Below are 16,048 nucleotides of genomic sequence, written 5' to 3'. Positions count from 1 at the left end.
TGTGGGCCGGCGGGAATCCCCCGTGGCCGCACACGTTGACCACGGTGTGAGTTCTGCGATCGCCACCACCAGATTCTCCGTCCTCGACCGCTCCCGCGTCCGGCAGGGGCACAGCGGCCCCGAGGCGCTGCGCGACACGGTCGCCCTCGCCCGGCTCGCCGAGGAGCTGGGCTACCACCGGTTCTGGGTGTCGGAGCACCACGGCGTCCCCGGGGTCGCCGGTTCGGCCCCGGCGGTGCTGGCCGCCGCCGTCGCCTCGGCCACCTCGCGGATCAGGGTGGGCACCGGCGGCGTCATGCTCCCCAACCACCGGCCGCTCGTGGTCGCCGAGCAGTTCGGGGTCCTGGAGTCGCTGTTCCCTGGCCGGATCGACATGGGGCTCGGCCGCTCCGTGGGCTTCACCGACGGCATCCGGCGGGCGCTGGGTCACGACAAGGAGGACGCGCGGGACTTCGCCGGGCAGCTCAGGGAGCTCCTCGGCTGGTTCGACGGCTCCCAGGACGCCTATCCGCAGGTCCACGCGCGGCCCGCGGAGGGCTTGCGGGTCCCGGCCTTCGTACTCGCCACCGGCCGGGGCGCGCGGACGGCCGCCGAGGCGGGCCTGCCGCTGGTGATCGCCGCCGTGCGGGGTGAGGAGGCGCTGCTGCGCACCGTCGAGGAGTACCGGTCCGCCTTCCGCCCCTCGGGCCTCTCGGCAAGCCCGTACGTGATGCTGTCCGGGACGGTCGCGGTCGCCGCCACGGGGGCCGAGGCGCGCCGCATGCTGCTGTCCGAGGCGTGGTCCACGGCGTACTCCCGCACCCGGGGCGTCTTCCCGGCGCTGGTCCCGGCCGAGGAGATCGCGCGGATGCCGATGGGAGGCCGCGAGCGTGCCCTCTTCGAGGAGGCGCTGCGGGGACACGTCAGCGGGACCGAGGAGGAGGTGGCCGCCCGGCTGGAGAAGCTGCTGGAGCGCTCCGGAGCCGACGAGTACCTCGTGACGACCAGCACCTACGACCGGGAGGCGCTGACCGGCTCCTACCGCCGGCTCGCGCGGGTGGCGGGCCTGGCCGGACATCAGGACGGCGCGGGCGGGCAGGCGCGGTGAGGAGCGTGAGCGGCGGGGATTACGGTGGTCGGGGGAACGGTCGGGGGAGAGTGAGGAGAAGGCATGAGCAGCCGTACGGCACTGGTGGAGGACCTGCTGGAGCGGTTTCCCGGGGTGCCAAGGGAAGCCGTGTTCAAGGAGGACCTGTTGCGGGGCGGGATCGCCTTCGACAAGTCCGCGCTGAGCGACAACGAGTCCGGTGAGGTCAAACCGAAGTCGTACTTCATCTTCTCCTTCGACCACGGGACGCTGCCGGAGCTGGGCGAGGCCGCGCTGCGCCGGCCGCCCGAGGAGATCGTCCTGACCGGCGGGCCCTACGACCTGCGCCGCACGGTGGTGTCGGTGCGCGTGAACCCGTCCTCCCCCTACCGGGTGGCCGCCGACGAGGACGGCATGCTCGCCCTGTTCCTGGACGGGAAGCGGATCGCCGACGTCGGGGTGCCGCCCATGCCGGAGTACTACCGGCACAAGCTCGCGAACGGGAAGTCGGTCATGGAGGTGGCGCCGACGATCCAGTGGGGCTACCTGATCTACCTGACGGTGTTCCGGGTGTGCCAGTACTTCGGGGCCAAGGAGGAGTGCCAGTACTGCGACATCAACCACAACTGGCGCCAGCACAAGGCGGCCGGGCGGCCCTACACCGGGGTCAAGGACGTCGAGGAGGTCCTTGAGGCGCTGGAGATCATCGACCGCTACGACACCGCGAAGACGTCCACCGCGTACACGCTGACCGGCGGGGCGATCACCTCGAAGGTCGCGGGCCGCGACGAGGCCGATTTCTACGGGCACTACGCGAAGGCCATCGAGGAGCGCTTCCCCGGCCGGTGGATCGGCAAGGTCGTCGCGCAGGCGCTGCCCAAGCCGGACGTGCAGCGGTTCAAGGACTACGGGGTGCAGATCTACCACCCCAACTTCGAGGTGTGGGACCAGCGGCTGTTCGAGCTGTACTGCCCCGGCAAGGAGCGCTACGTCGGCCGCGACGAGTGGCACAAGCGCATCCTCGACTCGACGGAGGTGTTCGGGGCGCGCAACGTGATCCCCAACTTCGTCGCGGGCGTCGAGATGGCCGAGCCCTTCGGTTTCACGACGGTCGACGAGGCCATCGCCTCGACCACCGAGGGCCTGCGGTTCTTCATGTCGCACGGCATCACCCCGCGCTTCACGACGTGGTGCCCGGAGCCGACCACGCCGCTGGGCAAGGCCAACCCGCAGGGCGCGCCGCTGGAGTACCACATCCGGCTGCTCCAGGCGTACCGCGCGACGATGGAGGAGTTCGGTCTGTCCTCTCCTCCCGGCTACGGCCCGCCCGGAGCGGGCAACGCCGTGTTCTCGGTCAGCTCCTTCATGGACAGCCTGGCCCCGGACGACGCGGTGGCGCCGACCGTCGTCTGAGCCGGCGCGACCCGCGCCCACCCGGGTCCAAGGCCCCCGTCCCCTCGCGCCGTCGCGGGAGGACGGGGGTTTCGCGTATCCGGCCCCCGCCTCACGCCCTCGCAAGTCGCCGCAAGTCACCGCAAGAAAACGACATCCGCACGCAGGTGTTCAACAACGGAGAGAAAAGCGCTCGCACGGGCCTTGTGGAACCCCGTCCACGCGGTCCTTAATGTGTCCGGAGCTTCCCGGCGACCGTTCGTTCCCCACGCGCACGCCCCCACCCGCACGCGACCGCTCCCCCGTGCCCCGTGATGTCGAGAGGAACGTGCCCGTGACGACCCGGCCCCCTGCGTCCGCCCCGCCCGGCAGACCCGATCCGACCGCTCCGCCCCGCAGGGCGGGCCGGCGGCCGGGCAGATCCGCCACCCTGTTCGCCGCCCTCGGCGCCGTGCTGGCCACCGGACTGCTGAGCACCTCGCCCGCCTTGGCCGCCCCCGGGTCCGCGAGCGGCGGCGCCGCCGCGGGGAAGGCCCCCTCGGTGACCCGGGCCGGTCTCGACCCCGCCCTGGTCGAGGGGCGCGGCGCGCGCGTCGGCTTCGCCGAGCAGGAGGCGGAGAACGCCACCACGAACGGCCGGGTCATCGGACCGGACCGCACCGCCTACACGCTGCCCTCGGAGGCCTCGGGCCGCTCGGCCGTGCGGCTGACGCCGGGAGAGCACGTCGAGTTCACCCTGCCGAAGGCGGCGAACGCGATCACCGTGCGCTACAGCATCCCGGACGCCCCGGACGGCGGCGGCATCACCGCCCCGCTGGACGTGTCCGTGGGCGGCGCGAAACGCGCCACGATGACGCTCACCTCGCAGTACTCCTGGCTCTACAACCAGTACCCCTTCTCCAACGACCCGAAGGCGGACCTGCTCCACCCCGACTGGTGGATCACCGAGTGCGACTGCGTACCGGCCTCGACGAGCCCGGCGCCCGCCATCAGCAAGCCCTTCCGCCCGAGTCACTTCTACGACGAGCAGCGGCTCAGGCTCGGCCGCACCTACCGGGCCGGGGAGAAGGTCCGGCTGACCGTCCCGGCCGCGAGCCGCGCCGCGTGGACGGTGATCGACCTGCTGGACTCCGAGAAGATCGGCCTGCCGCACCTGGCCCCCGTGTCGGCGAACGTGCTGGCCTTCGGAGCCGATCCCACGGGACGGCGCGATTCCGCGGGCGCGATCGACAAGGCCATCGCCTTCGCGCGGCGGGCCCACCTCAAGGTCTACCTCCCCCCGGGCACGTATCAGGTCAACCGGCACATCGTCGTGGACGACGTGACGATCGAGGGCGCCGGGAGCTGGTACACCACCGTCAAGGGCCGCCAGACAGCCCTCGACAAGCCGGCCCCGGACGGATCGGTGCACACCGGTGTCGGTTTCTACGGCAAGGACGCGGCCGAGGGCGGCAGCCACAACGTGCACCTGTCCGGCTTCGCGATCGAGGGCGATGTGCGTGAACGCGTCGACACCGATCAGGTCAACGGCGTCGGCGGCGCGATGAGCGATTCGAGCGTCGAGGACCTGCACATCCGGCACACCAAGGTCGGGCTGTGGTTCGACGGGCCGATGCGCAACCTGCGGGTCGCCCGGAACGTGATCGTCGACCAGATCGCCGACGGCCTCAACTTCCACACCGGCGTGAGCGACTCGCTCGTCACGGACAACTTCGTGCGCAACTCGGGGGACGACGCGCTCGCGATGTGGTCCGAGAAGCGGGAGGACGCCCGCAACACCCTTTCGCACAACACGGTGCAGACCCCGGTCCTGGCCAACGGCATCGCGGTCTACGGCGGCAGTGACAACACGGTCAGCGACAACCTGATCGCCGACCCGGTCCGCGAGGGCAGCGCCCTGCACATCGGCTCCCGCTTCGGCGCCGAGAAGTTCGGCGGCTACCTGCACCTGCGGGACAACACCACCGTACGGGCGGGCACCTACGAGCTGAACTGGAAGATCGGGCTCGGCGCCCTGTGGTTCTACGCGCTGGAGAAGGACATCGACGCCGATATCCGGGTCACCGGGGACCACTACCTCGACAGCACCTACAACGCGATCATGATGGTCGCCGACTGGCCGGTGAAGGACCTCTGGTCGGTCAAGGGGGTCCACTTCAAGGACGTCCGGGTGGACGGCACGGGCACCTCGGTGCTCAGCGCCCGGGTGGCCGGCTCGGCCTCCTTCGAGAACGTCGACGCGCGCAACGTCGGTGCGGTCGGCGTCAACAACTGCGGCTCCTTCAACTTCCCCGCGAGCGGCTCCGAGTTCACGGTGCGGGACCTCGGCGGCAACGACGGGGGCGGCGCGAAGGGCGACTGGCTCGCGCCGTGGGAGCTGCCGAACACGATCACCTGCGAGGACCGGCCGCAGGTCGTGGAGCCGCCGGCGCCCGCGCCCTGGTGAGCTTCGGCTGAGCGGCGCCGCTCCCGTCCGGCCGGCCTCCCTGCCGCGCGGGAGCGGCGCTCCTCCGTAGGATTTCCCCATGGACAGCGCTCATGACCCGTACGTCCGCGTCCGCGGCGCCCGCGAGAACAACCTGCGCGACGTCGACGTGGACGTGCCCCGGGACGTCCTCGCCGTCTTCACCGGGGTCTCGGGATCGGGGAAGTCCTCGCTCGCCTTCGGGACGATCTACGCCGAGGCCCAGCGGCGGTACTTCGAGTCCGTCGCCCCGTACGCGCGGCGGCTGATCCATCAGGTGGGAGCGCCGAAGGTCGGGGAGATCAGCGGGCTGCCGCCGGCCGTCTCCCTCCAGCAGCGGCGCTCGGCGCCCGGCTCGCGTTCCTCGGTGGGCACGGTCACGACGCTGTCGAACCTGCTGCGGATGCTGTTCTCGCGGGCGGGTGACTACCCGCCCGGAGCGGAGCGGCTGGACTCGGACTCCTTCTCGCCGAACACGGCGGTGGGCGCCTGCCCCGAGTGCCACGGACTCGGACGGGTGCACCGCACGACGGAGAAGCTGATGGTGCCCGATCCCTCGCTGAGCGTCCGGGAGGGCGCGATCGCGGCCTGGCCCGGTGCCTGGCAGGGCAAGAACCTGCGGGACGTGCTGAACGCGCTCGGCTACGACGTGGACCGGCCGTGGCGCGAGCTGGACCCGGCCGACCGCGAGTGGATCCTGTTCACCGAGGAGCAGCCCACCGTCACCGTCGAGCCGGTGCGCGAGGCCGGACGTATCCAGCGGCCGTACCAGGGCACCTACATGAGCGCCCGGCGGTACGTGCTGAAGACCTTCGCGGACTCCAAGAGCGAGGCGCTGCGGGCGAAGGCCGCGCGGTACCTGGAGAGCACCCCCTGCCCGGTGTGCCACGGCAGCCGGCTGCGGCCGGAGGCGATGGCGGTGACCTTCGCGGGGCGGACGGTCGCCGAGGTCGTCGCGCTGCCGGTGGCGGAACTGGCGCGGCTGTTGCGCGCGGCGGGCGGCGGGCAGACGGCTCGGGTGCTGGTCGAGGACCTGCTGCCGAGGATCGACACGATCGTGGAGCTGGGCCTGGGCTATCTGTCCCTGGACCGCCCGACGCCCACCCTCTCGGCCGGGGAGTTGCAGCGGCTGCGGCTGGCGAGCCAGTTGCGGGCGGGGCTCTTCGGGGTGGTCTACGTCCTGGACGAGCCCTCGGCGGGCCTGCACCCGGCGGACACGGAGGCGCTGCTCGACGTGTTGCACGGGCTCAAGGAGTCGGGGAACTCGGTGTTCGTGGTCGAGCACCAGCTGGAGGTCGTACGGCGCGCGGACTGGCTGGTGGACGTCGGCCCGCTCGCGGGCGAGCACGGCGGGCGGGTGCTGCACAGCGGTCCGGTGGACGGGCTGCGGACGGTCGAGGAGTCCGCGACCCGGCGGTTCCTGTTCGGGGCCCCCGCCCCGCGCTCCCGGCCGTTGCGGGAGCCCTCCGGCTGGGTCGAGCTGACCGGGGTGCGCCGCCACAACCTGGACGGTCTGGACGCGCGTTTCCCGCTCGGCGTGTTCACGGCGGTGACCGGGGTCTCCGGCTCGGGCAAGTCCACACTGGTCGGCGAGGTCCTCGCGGGCGCCCTGACCCGGCCGGTGGAGGGGCAGGAGCGGGCGCCGCACCCCGCGTACGCGGGGCTGAGCGGGGCGGAGGCGGTGCACCGGGTGGTGCGGGTGGACCAGCGGCCCATCGGGCGCACCCCGCGCTCCAACCTGGCGACCTACACGGGGCTGTTCGACACGGTGCGCAAGGTGTTCGCGGGGACCCCGGCCGCCCGGGAGCGCGGGTACGGGGTGGGGCGCTTCTCCTTCAACGTCCGGGGCGGGCGGTGCGAGACCTGCCAGGGCGAGGGCTTCGTCTCGGTCGAGCTGTTGTTCCTGCCCAGCACCTACGCGCCCTGTCCGGACTGCCACGGGGCGCGGTACAACCCGCCGACCCTGGAGGTGGAGTACCGGGGCAGGAACATCGCGCGGGTGCTGGACCTGACGGTGGAGGCGGCGGCCGGGTTCTTCGCCGGGGTGGAGGGGGTCGAGCGCAGCCTGCGGACCCTGCTCGACGTGGGGCTCGGCTATCTGCGGCTCGGACAGCCGGCCACCGAGCTGTCGGGCGGCGAGGCCCAGCGCATCAAGCTCGCCACCGAGCTGCAACGCGTGCGACGCGGGCACACCCTGTACGTCCTGGACGAGCCGACCACGGGGCTGCACCCGGCCGACGTGGAGGTGCTGAGCGGCCAGTTGCACGGCCTGGTGGACGCGGGCGACACGGTGGTCGTCGTGGAGCACGACATGGCGGTCGTGGCGGGCGCGGACTGGGTGCTCGACCTGGGGCCCGGCGGGGGCGACCGGGGCGGCCGGATCGTCGCCGAGGGCCGCCCCGAGCAGGTGGCCGCCTCCCGGGTGAGTGCCACGGCCCGATATCTGCGGCGCGCTCTGGGGGCGTGATCCGCAGGTGCGAGGCCCCCGCCCGTACGCGGTCCGCATCTGCGAGGTGCCCTTGCCGGTCCGGCAAGGGATCTTGGGGGTGGCCTCGGATGTCACCATGCTGGGACCGAACAGTCCGTACGCCCTCCGGAGGTACCCATGACCGCTCCCGCTCCCGTCCACCGCCTCGTGGACGTTCCCGGAGGTGGCCGCGTCCACCTCGTCGAGCAGGGCAGCGGTCCGCTCGTCCTTCTCGTGCACGGCTTTCCCGAGTCCTGGTACTCGTGGCGCCACCAGATCCCCGTGCTCGCGCGGGCCGGTTACCGGGCGGTCGCGATCGACGTACGCGGGTACGGCAGGTCCTCGAAGCCGACGGCGGTGGAGGAGTACCGGATGCTCGCCCATGTCGCGGACAACGTCGCGGTGGTGCGGGCGCTCGGGGAGCGGACGGCGACGGTGGTCGGGCACGACTGGGGCTCTCCCATCGCCGCCCACTCGGCGCTGCTGCGGCCCGACGTGTTCACGGCCGTCGCCCTGCTGAGCGTGCCGTACACCCCGCCGGGCGGCCCGCGGCCCTCGGAGACCTTCGCGCGGATCGGCGGGGACGAGGAGTTCTACGTCGAGTACTTCCAGCGGCCGGGGCGCGCGGAGGCCGAGATCGAGCCGGACGTGCGCGGCTGGCTGGCCGGTGTCTACGGGGCGCTGTCGGGCGGCGCCGTGCAGGTGGGCTCCGGTCCCTTCTTCATCCCGCGCGGGGAGCGGATGTCGGGGCGTTTCCCGGACGGTCCGCCGCCCGCGTGGCTGAGCGAGGCGGACCTCGACGTGTACGCCGCGGAGTTCGAGCGTTCCGGGTTCGCGGGACCGCTGAACCGCTACCGCAACGTGGACCGGGACTGGGCGGACCTCGCGGCCTGGACGGGTGAGCCGCTGCGGCAGCCCTCGCTGTTCGTGGCCGGGAAGGACGAGGCGTCCACGGGCTGGCTCTCGGCCGCGATCGAGGCGTATCCGCGGACGCTCCCGGGCCTGTCCGGCAGTCACCTGCTGGACGACTGCGGGCACTGGGTGCAGCAGGAGCGGCCCGAGGAGTTCAACGCGCTGCTGCTGGAGTGGCTGGAGCGGCACGTGGAGCGCTGAGCCCGCCCGCGCGCGGCGCCCGCCCCGGGCGGTCCCCCCGCCGTCAGTACGGGGAGGACGCCCGGGGCGGGCGGGTCGCTCGGGCCGGGTTCAGCGCTTTCCGGCCTTGCGGGTGGCGCGCAGCCATTCCTTGTTCATGCTGGTGATCGAGAAGAGCGGGATGCCCTTCGGGCAGGCGGTGGCGCACTCGCCGGCCAGGGTGCAGCCGCCGAAGCCCTCCGCGTCCATCTGGCCCACCATGTCCAGCACGCGGCTCTCGCGCTCCGGGGCGCCCTGCGGGAGGACGTTGAGGTGGTTGATCTTCGCCGAGGTGAAGAGCATGGCGGAGCCGTTGGGGCAGGCCGCGACGCAGGCGCCGCAGCCGATGCACTCGGCGTGCTCGAAGGCGTAGTCCGCGTCCGGCTTGGGCACCGGGGTGGAGTGCGCCTCCGGGGCGGTACCGGTGGCCGCGGAGATGTAGCCGCCGGCCTGGATGATCCGGTCGAAGGCCGCGCGGTCGACCGCGAGGTCCTTGATGACCGGGAAGGCGGAGGCCCGCCACGGCTCGATGTCGATCGTGTCGCCGTCCTTGAAGGACCGCATGTGGAGCTGGCACGTGGTGGTGCGCTCCGGCCCGTGGGCGTCGCCGTTGATCACGAGCGAGCAGGCACCGCAGATGCCCTCGCGGCAGTCGTGGTCGAAGGCGACCGGGTCCTCGCCCTTGAGGGTGAGTTCCTCGTTGAGGGTGTCGAGCATCTCCAGGAACGACATGTCCTGCGAGATGTCGTCCACCTCGTAGGTGGCCATGGCTCCTGGGGCGTCGGCGTTCTTCTGGCGCCAGACGCGCAGGGTGAGCTTCATGCGTAGCTCCGCTGAGTGGGGTGGACGTACTCGAAGACCAGATCTTCCTTGTGCAGGACGGGGGCGTCGCCGGTGCCGGTGAACTCCCAGGCGGCGGCGTAGGAGAACTCCTCGTCCCTGCGGGCGGCCTCGCCGTCCGGGGTCTGCGACTCCTCGCGGAAGTGGCCGCCGCAGGACTCGGCGCGGTGCAGCGCGTCGAGGCACATCAGCTCGGCCAGTTCCAGGTAGTCGACGACCCGGTTGGCGCGCTCCAGCGACTGGTTGAACTCGTCGCCGGTGCCGGGCACCTTGATGCGCTTCCAGAACTCCTCGCGGATCTCGGGGATGCGCCGCAGAGCCTTGCGCAGCCCCTCCTCCGTGCGGGCCATCCCGCAGTACTCCCACATGAGTTCACCGATCTCGCGGTGGAAGGAGTCGGGGGTGCGGTCGCCGTCGACGGCGAGCAGCCGCGTGAGGCGCTCCTGCGTCTCGCGGACGGCCTCGGTGGCCGCCGGGTGGCTCGCGTCGACCTCGTCCTTGTGGGGGTTCCTGGCGAGGTAGTCGTTGATCGTGGACGGCAGCACGAAGTAGCCGTCCGCGAGGCCCTGCATGAGCGCGGAGGCGCCCAGGCGGTTGGCTCCGTGGTCGGAGAAGTTGGCCTCGCCGATCGCGAACAGGCCCGGGACGGTGGTCTGGAGGTCGTAGTCGACCCACAGCCCGCCCATCGTGTAGTGCACAGCCGGGTAGATCCGCATCGGGACCTTGTACGGGTCCTCGTCGGTGATCCGCTGGTACATGTCGAAGAGGTTGCCGTACTTGGCCTCGACGGTCTTGCGGCCCATGCGCTCGATGGCCTCGGCGAAGTCGAGGTACACGCCCTGGCCGCCGGGGCCGACGCCGCGTCCCTCGTCGCACACGTTCTTCGCGGCGCGGGAAGCGATGTCACGGGGCACGAGGTTGCCGAAGGACGGGTAGATGCGCTCCAGGTAGTAGTCGCGCTCGTCCTCGGGGATCTCGTTGGGCGGTCGGGTGTCGCCCTTGGCCTTGGGGACCCAGATCCGGCCGTCGTTGCGCAGCGACTCACTCATCAGCGTGAGCTTGGACTGGTGGTCGCCGGTGCGCGGGATGCAGGTCGGGTGGATCTGCGTGAAGCAGGGGTTCGCGAAGTACGCGCCCTTGCGGTGGGCGCGCCAGATCGCCGTGGCGTTGGAGTTCATGGCGTTGGTCGACAGGTAGAAGACGTTGCCGTAGCCGCCGGAGGCGAGGACGACGGCGTCCGCGAAGTACGTGTCGATCTTGCCGGTGATCAGGTCGCGGGCCACGATGCCGCGCGCCTTGCCGTCGACGATGATCAGGTCGAGCATCTCGGTGCGCGCGTGCAGTTCGACGCTGCCGGCCGCGACCTGCCGGGACAGCGCCTGGTAGGCGCCGAGCAGGAGCTGCTGGCCCGTCTGACCACGGGCGTAGAAGGTACGGGAGACCTGGACGCCGCCGAAGGAGCGGTTGTCGAGCAGGCCGCCGTACTCGCGGGCGAAGGGCACGCCCTGCGCGACGCACTGGTCGATGATCTCGACGGAGATCTGGGCGAGCCGGTGCACGTTGGACTCGCGGGCGCGGAAGTCTCCGCCCTTGACCGTGTCGTAGAACAGGCGGTGGACCGAGTCGCCGTCGTTGCGGTAGTTCTTCGCGGCGTTGATCCCGCCCTGCGCGGCGACCGAGTGGGCGCGGCGCGGGGAGTCCTGGAAGCAGAACTGGATGACGTGGTAGCCCTGCTCGGCGAGGGTGGCTCCGGCCGAACCGCCGGCCAGGCCGGTGCCCACCACGATGACCCGGTGCTTGCGGCGGTTGGCCGGGTTGACCAGCTTCGCCTCGAAGCGGCGGGTGTCCCAGCGTTCGGCGACCGGGCCCTTGGGGGCCTTCTCGTCGACGACCGGCTCCCCGGTGGAGTAGCGCGTGTAGTCAGTCATGTCAGTCAACCAATCCGGTCATGACGCCGACCGGGACGGCGATGAAGCCGAGTGTGATCACGACGGCGAGGACGTTCGCGACGGTCTTGAGCGTGAGGTCCCTGCGCCTGCTGCCCACCCCGAGGGTCTGGGCGGCGCTCCAGAAACCGTGCTGGACGTGCAGGCCCACGGCGAGCATCGCGACGATGTAGATGAGGTTGCCGTACCAAGTGGAGAAGGTGTCCACCACGTTCGCGTACGGGTGGCCCTCCTGGAAGCCGCCGCTGTGCACGGTACCGGTCGTCAGGTCGAGGATGTGCCAGACGATGAACAGCGCCAGCACGATGCCGCCGTAGCGCATCGTGTGGGTCGCGTAGGAGGCACGGCCCCGCTTGTGGACGTACTTGGTCGGCCGGGCCCTCTGGTCGCGGCGGCTGAGCTGGTAGGCCGAGACCGCGTGGGCGACGACGGCGACCACCAGGACGACGCGGATGACCCAGAGCGTCCACTCGTAGTGCATGAACGGTTCGCCGATGGTGCGCAGCCAGTGCGCGTAGTCGTCGAAGGTGCCGGGCCCGAAGAAGATCTTGAGGTTGCCGAACATGTGGACAACCAGATAGAGCAGCATGATGATGCCGGAAACGGCCATCACGGTCTTCTTGCCGACGGAGGAGTCCCAGATCGTTCGCGTCATGGACGGCCGTCGGTCCGTCCCTGGTGCCAGAGCCATGTCAAGCAAGGTAGGGCCGAACGGCCCAAGAGGTCCAAGAGATCGCGAGCCTGATTTCCATAGCCCTGGCCTATCGTGGCTGTATGCAGTTCCAGCAGCTCCAGTATTTCGTGGCCGTCGCCGAGACCCGGCACTTCACCCGCGCCGCCGAGATCGTGCATGTCGCCCAGCCCTCTCTGTCCCAGCAGATCAAGTCCCTGGAGAGGGAGTTGGGCGCGGAACTGTTCTCCCGCGCGCGGGGGAACATCACCCTCACCGACGCCGGTGAGGCCCTCCTCCCGCTGGCCAGACGCATTCTGGAGGACGCCGAGACGGCCCACCACGAGGTGGGAGAAATCGCACAGCTGCGCAGGGGGCGGGTGCGGCTCGGCGCGACCCCGAGCCTGTGCACCGGACTACTGCCGGACGTCCTGCGGACGTATCACGATCGTTATCCGGGCATCCAGCTCCTGATCGAGGAGGGCGGCTCCCACGACCTCGTGCGGGAGCTGGCGCGCGGCGCCCTGGACCTCGCCCTGGTGGTGCTGCCGCTGCCGACCGCCTCACCGGCTCTGGAGACCGTCGAGCTGCTGCACGAGGATCTGGTGGTGGTCTCCTCGCTGGTGCGGCCGGCCCCCGGCCACGGTTCGGGGCGCGGCCGGCGCGTGCGCATCCGGGACCTGCGCGAGGAGCGGCTCGTGATGTTCCGGCACGGCTACGACCTGCGGGAGCTCACCGTCGCGGCGTGCCGCGCCGAGGGCTTCGAGCCGGTCTTCGCGGTGGAGGGCGGCGAGATGGACGCGGTGCTCGGCTTCGTACGGGCCGGGCTCGGGGCGGCCGTCGTCCCGAGGATGGTCGCCGAGCGCCCCGGGGCCGGTCTGCGGGTGACCCCGCTGGCCTCCCCGGGGATGCGCCGCACGATCGCCCTCGCGCACCGCAGCGACGTCGCGCCGCCCAGGGCCGCCCGCGAGCTGCAGGAGATCCTGGTGCGGGAGGCGGCGCGGGTCGCGGGCGAGGAGAGTCCGGCGAAGAAGCGGGGCTGAGACCGCGGGGGCGGTCGCTCCCGCGGGCGGCCCCGGCCTGTCCGCTCAGCCGGCCGCGTCGACCAGGGCCAGTTCGCGCACCCGCTCCGCCGGGCCCGGCCGCGCGTAGTACCAGCCCTGGGCCGTGTCGCAGCCCAGTTCGCGCAGCTGGTCGGCCTGGGCGCCGGTCTCCACGCCCTCGACCGTCACCGCGAGGTCCAGGCTGTGGGCGAGGGCGACGATGCCCTCGACGATCTTGAGGTCGACCGGGTCGGCGGGGTAGTGCTGCATGCCCTGGGTGAAGGAACGGTCCAGCTTCAGGACGCTGACCGGCAGGCGGCGCAGGTTCGCGAGGTTGGAGTAGCCGGTGCCGAAGTCGTCCAGGGCGATGTCCACGCCCATCTCCGCGAGCCGGTGCAGGGGCTTGAGGAGGTCGTCGTCGGCGCCGATCAGCGCGGACTCGGTGACCTCCAGGCACAGCGCTCCCGGTTCCAGCCCGGTGCGCTCCAGTATCTCGACGGTGTCGGCGACCAGCCGGGGGTGCTGGAGCTGGCAGGGCGAGAGGTTCACGTTGACGCGCAGCGGCACCGGGTCCAGCCCCGCGCCGTGCGCCTCCTGCCACTGCCGGGCCTGGCGGGCCGACTCGTCGAGGACCCAGCGGCCGAGCGGCACGATGAGGCCGGTGTGCTCGGCGAGGGTGATGAAACGGTCCGGGCCGAGGATGCCGTGCTGGGGATGCGACCAGCGCACCAGGGCCTCGGCCCCGCGCACGGTGCCGTCCCCGAGGTGGACGAGGGGCTGGTACTCGATGAAGAACTCGCCGCGTTCGAGGGCGGCGGGCAGCGCGGTGGTCAGGCCGTGCCGGGTGATCGCGCGGGCGTCCGCGTCGGCGTCGGCTACCTCGTAGCGGTTGCCGCCCGCCGCCTTGGCCCGGTACATCGTGATGTCGGCGCTGCGCAGCACCTCCGCCGCCCCGCGCTCCCCCGCCGCCGGGCCCTCGACGATGCCGATGCTGCCGCGCGCGGTCAGTTCCCTGCCGTCCACCCGGACCGGGCCGGCCAGCGCGTTCATGATCCGGCCGGCGAGTTCGTGCACCTCGACATGGGCCCGGGGGCCGGTGGTCAGGGCCACGAACTCGTCGCCGCCGAGCCGGGCGACGATCTCGCCGGGCGCCGTCGCGCAGGACTGGAGCCGGTCGGCGACCTCGACCAGCAGCCGGTCGCCCGCCGCGTGACCGAGGCTGTCGTTGACCGTCTTGAAGCCGTCGAGGTCGAGGTAGCACAGGCCGAAGCGCTGGCCCTCCCCGGCCGTCAGCGCCTTCTCCAGGCGCTCGGAGAACAGCGTGCGGTTGGGCAGACCGGTCAGGGCGTCGTGGGTCGCCTCGTAGCGCAGCCGCAGGTTGAGCAGCCGGCGTTCCGTGGTGTCCTCGAAGAGCGCGAGCTGGTAGTTGGGCACGCCGTTCGCGTCGCGCAGCAGGGACACGGTGAGGTTGGTCCACAGGACCGTGCCGTCGTGCCGGTAGAAGGGCTTCTCGGCGCGGAAGTACTCGCGGTCCGCGCCCGTCAGCTCCTCGTAGAGCCGCCATACGGTCGGCGGGTCGTCGGGGTGGCCCCAGTCGCGTACGTTGCGGCCACGCAGCCGTCCCACCCCGCCGAACATCGCCACCAGAGCGTCGTTGACCTCCAGGATGGTGCCGTCCATCGAGGCGATCGAGATGCCGATGGCGGCGCCCTCGAACACCGCGCGGAAACGCGCCTCGCTCACGTGCAGGGCCTGCTCGACGGCGGCGCGGGCGGCGAGCGCGGCCCGGGATATCGCCTCCTGCTCACTGAGCGTGCGCTCGCGCAGCGCCCCGGCGAACCCGGCCGCCAGGGCGTGCTGGAGGCGGGCGGCGCGGGCGGTCAGCTCCTCCTGCCGTCCGTCGACGCCGCAGTACAGCACGAGGTAGGCGTCCACGACGTCGAGCGTGCGGCTGAGCGCCTCGGGGTCGGTGCAGTGCGCCTGGACGAGCGCCGCGCCGATCGACCGGGCCTCGGCCGCGTCGAAGACCCTGGCGTGCAGGGCGTCGCGCAGCCGGTGGGCCAGGGGGCTCAGCAGCGCCTCGAACTCGGCGCGGGTCAGGGAGGTCGCGGTGAGCGGGAACAGGGTCCGGCTCCATATCGTCGCGAACCGCTCCACTCTGCTGTCGGGGTCGTCCACCGCCTCGTTCACGCCGTACGCCCCACGCCCGCGAAACCGGAGTACGCGTACGGGTCCTCGTTCTCGCTCACCCGCCCGCCCTCCGGCCGCCACTCGGGCATCTGCACGAGCCCGGGTTCGACCAGCTCGCAGCCGGCGAAGAAGGCGGCGATCTGCCCGGGGTCGCGCATGATCAGCGGGTTGCGGATGTTCCGGTAGACGTCCACGGCGTTGCCCGCGTCCTCCCGGGAGCGCGGGATGCCCTCGTACGCGGCGTGGGTGAGGATCAGGAGGCTGCCGGGGGCGAGGGCGGAGAGCAGTTCGGCGACGGCGGCCTGCGGCTGCTCCTCGTCGTCGAGGAAGTGCAGGACCGCGACGAGGAGCAGGGCGACGGGCTGGTCGAGGTCGAGCAGGTTCCGCAGCGCGGGCGCGGCCAGGATCTCCTGCGGCTTGCGCAGATCCGCGGAGATCACCGCGGAGCGTTCGTCCCCGGCGAGCACCGCCTCGCTGTGCGCGACGGCGACGGGGTCGTGGTCGACGTAGACGACCCGGGAGTCGGGGGCCACCGACCTGGCGACCTCGTGGACGCTGCCGAAGGTGGGGATGCCGGAGCCGATGTCGAGGAACTGCGTGACGCCCTCGGCCGCCGCGTACCGTACCGCCCGGCGCATGAAGGCACGATTCGCCTGCATGATCTTGGGGAGCCCCGGGAGGTGCTCCATGGCCTTGCGGGCGGCCTCGCGGTCGACCTCGAAGTTGTGCGAACCGCCCAGGTAGTAGTCGTAGATGCGGGACACGCTCGGGACCGATATGTCGATTCCCTGAGGGGCCCAGGCGGGACGCTCCATCGATGCTCCAAGTCGTTGCGGCAC

At 71.8% G+C, this 16,048-nt stretch carries 11 protein-coding genes; 6 read left to right on the top strand and 5 right to left on the bottom strand.

Annotated features, from left to right (window positions below; all coding sequences use genetic code 11):
- The first annotated feature begins 46 nt into the window (after positions 1 to 46).
- The 5 genes from ACFYMP_RS08340 (at position 47) to ACFYMP_RS08320 (ending at position 8,502) form a co-directional block, all read left to right on the top strand.
- Positions 47 to 1,087: an LLM class flavin-dependent oxidoreductase gene (locus tag ACFYMP_RS08340; RefSeq protein WP_388852525.1), complete on the top strand. Its 1,041-nt coding sequence runs from the start codon at positions 47 to 49 to the stop codon at positions 1,085 to 1,087.
- A 63-nt stretch (positions 1,088 to 1,150) separates the two neighbouring features.
- Positions 1,151 to 2,479, top strand: coding sequence for a radical SAM protein (locus tag ACFYMP_RS08335; protein WP_388852522.1), 1,329 nt, complete (start codon positions 1,151 to 1,153; stop codon positions 2,477 to 2,479).
- Positions 2,480 to 2,888: 409 nt separating this feature from the next.
- Positions 2,889 to 4,904 carry a glycosyl hydrolase family 28-related protein gene (locus tag ACFYMP_RS08330; protein ID WP_388853279.1) on the top strand — a complete coding sequence of 672 codons (2,016 nt, stop codon included), beginning with the start codon at positions 2,889 to 2,891 and terminating at the stop codon, positions 4,902 to 4,904.
- A gap of 79 nt (positions 4,905 to 4,983) precedes the next feature.
- Entirely contained in the window at positions 4,984 to 7,389 is a 2,406-nt protein-coding gene (gene uvrA / locus ACFYMP_RS08325) for an excinuclease ABC subunit UvrA (protein WP_388852519.1), read from the top strand.
- A 138-nt stretch (positions 7,390 to 7,527) separates the two neighbouring features.
- Complete coding sequence (locus tag ACFYMP_RS08320; protein ID WP_388852516.1) at positions 7,528 to 8,502, top strand: alpha/beta fold hydrolase; 975 nt, start codon at positions 7,528 to 7,530, stop codon at positions 8,500 to 8,502.
- A 90-nt stretch (positions 8,503 to 8,592) separates the two neighbouring features.
- Here the strand turns inward: ACFYMP_RS08320 and ACFYMP_RS08315 are convergent, their stop codons facing one another.
- Genes ACFYMP_RS08315 through ACFYMP_RS08305 form a run of 3 tightly spaced genes read right to left on the bottom strand, consistent with a single transcriptional unit; the run spans position 8,593 to position 11,997 of the window.
- Positions 8,593 to 9,342 (bottom strand): succinate dehydrogenase/fumarate reductase iron-sulfur subunit, encoded by a 750-nt coding sequence (locus ACFYMP_RS08315; RefSeq protein WP_388852513.1) that lies wholly within the window; start codon positions 9,340 to 9,342, stop codon positions 8,593 to 8,595.
- A complete protein-coding gene (locus ACFYMP_RS08310; RefSeq protein WP_388852510.1) occupies positions 9,339 to 11,288 on the bottom strand; it encodes a fumarate reductase/succinate dehydrogenase flavoprotein subunit in 1,950 nt (649 codons plus the stop codon). Before ACFYMP_RS08310 ends, ACFYMP_RS08315 begins: the two co-directional genes overlap by 4 nt.
- Before the next feature lies 1 nt (position 11,289).
- Complete coding sequence (locus ACFYMP_RS08305) at positions 11,290 to 11,997, bottom strand: succinate dehydrogenase (RefSeq protein WP_388852507.1); 708 nt, start codon at positions 11,995 to 11,997, stop codon at positions 11,290 to 11,292.
- A gap of 83 nt (positions 11,998 to 12,080) precedes the next feature.
- Here ACFYMP_RS08305 and ACFYMP_RS08300 point away from each other — a divergent pair, with 83 nt between their 5' ends.
- Positions 12,081 to 13,019: a LysR family transcriptional regulator gene (locus tag ACFYMP_RS08300; RefSeq protein ID WP_388852504.1), complete on the top strand. Its 939-nt coding sequence runs from the start codon at positions 12,081 to 12,083 to the stop codon at positions 13,017 to 13,019.
- Positions 13,020 to 13,064: 45 nt separating this feature from the next.
- Here the strand turns inward: ACFYMP_RS08300 and ACFYMP_RS08295 are convergent, their stop codons facing one another.
- Together ACFYMP_RS08295 and ACFYMP_RS08290 are read right to left on the bottom strand one after the other, a co-directional pair.
- A complete protein-coding gene (locus ACFYMP_RS08295; protein ID WP_388852501.1) occupies positions 13,065 to 15,209 on the bottom strand; it encodes a putative bifunctional diguanylate cyclase/phosphodiesterase in 2,145 nt (714 codons plus the stop codon).
- The gene (locus tag ACFYMP_RS08290) at positions 15,206 to 16,024 is read right to left on the bottom strand and encodes an SAM-dependent methyltransferase (protein ID WP_388852498.1); all 819 of its coding nucleotides are present in this window, start codon (positions 16,022 to 16,024) and stop codon (positions 15,206 to 15,208) included. The genes ACFYMP_RS08295 and ACFYMP_RS08290 overlap by 4 nt, the downstream gene beginning before the upstream one ends.
- Positions 16,025 to 16,048: the final 24 nt, after the last annotated feature.

The organism is Streptomyces sp. NPDC007088, from assembly GCF_042869355.1.
In the GTDB taxonomy this organism is placed as follows: domain Bacteria; phylum Actinomycetota; class Actinomycetes; order Streptomycetales; family Streptomycetaceae; genus Streptomyces.
The sequence above is the reverse complement of the archived record's forward strand: the minus strand, read 5'-3'. Positions and strand labels throughout refer to the sequence as shown.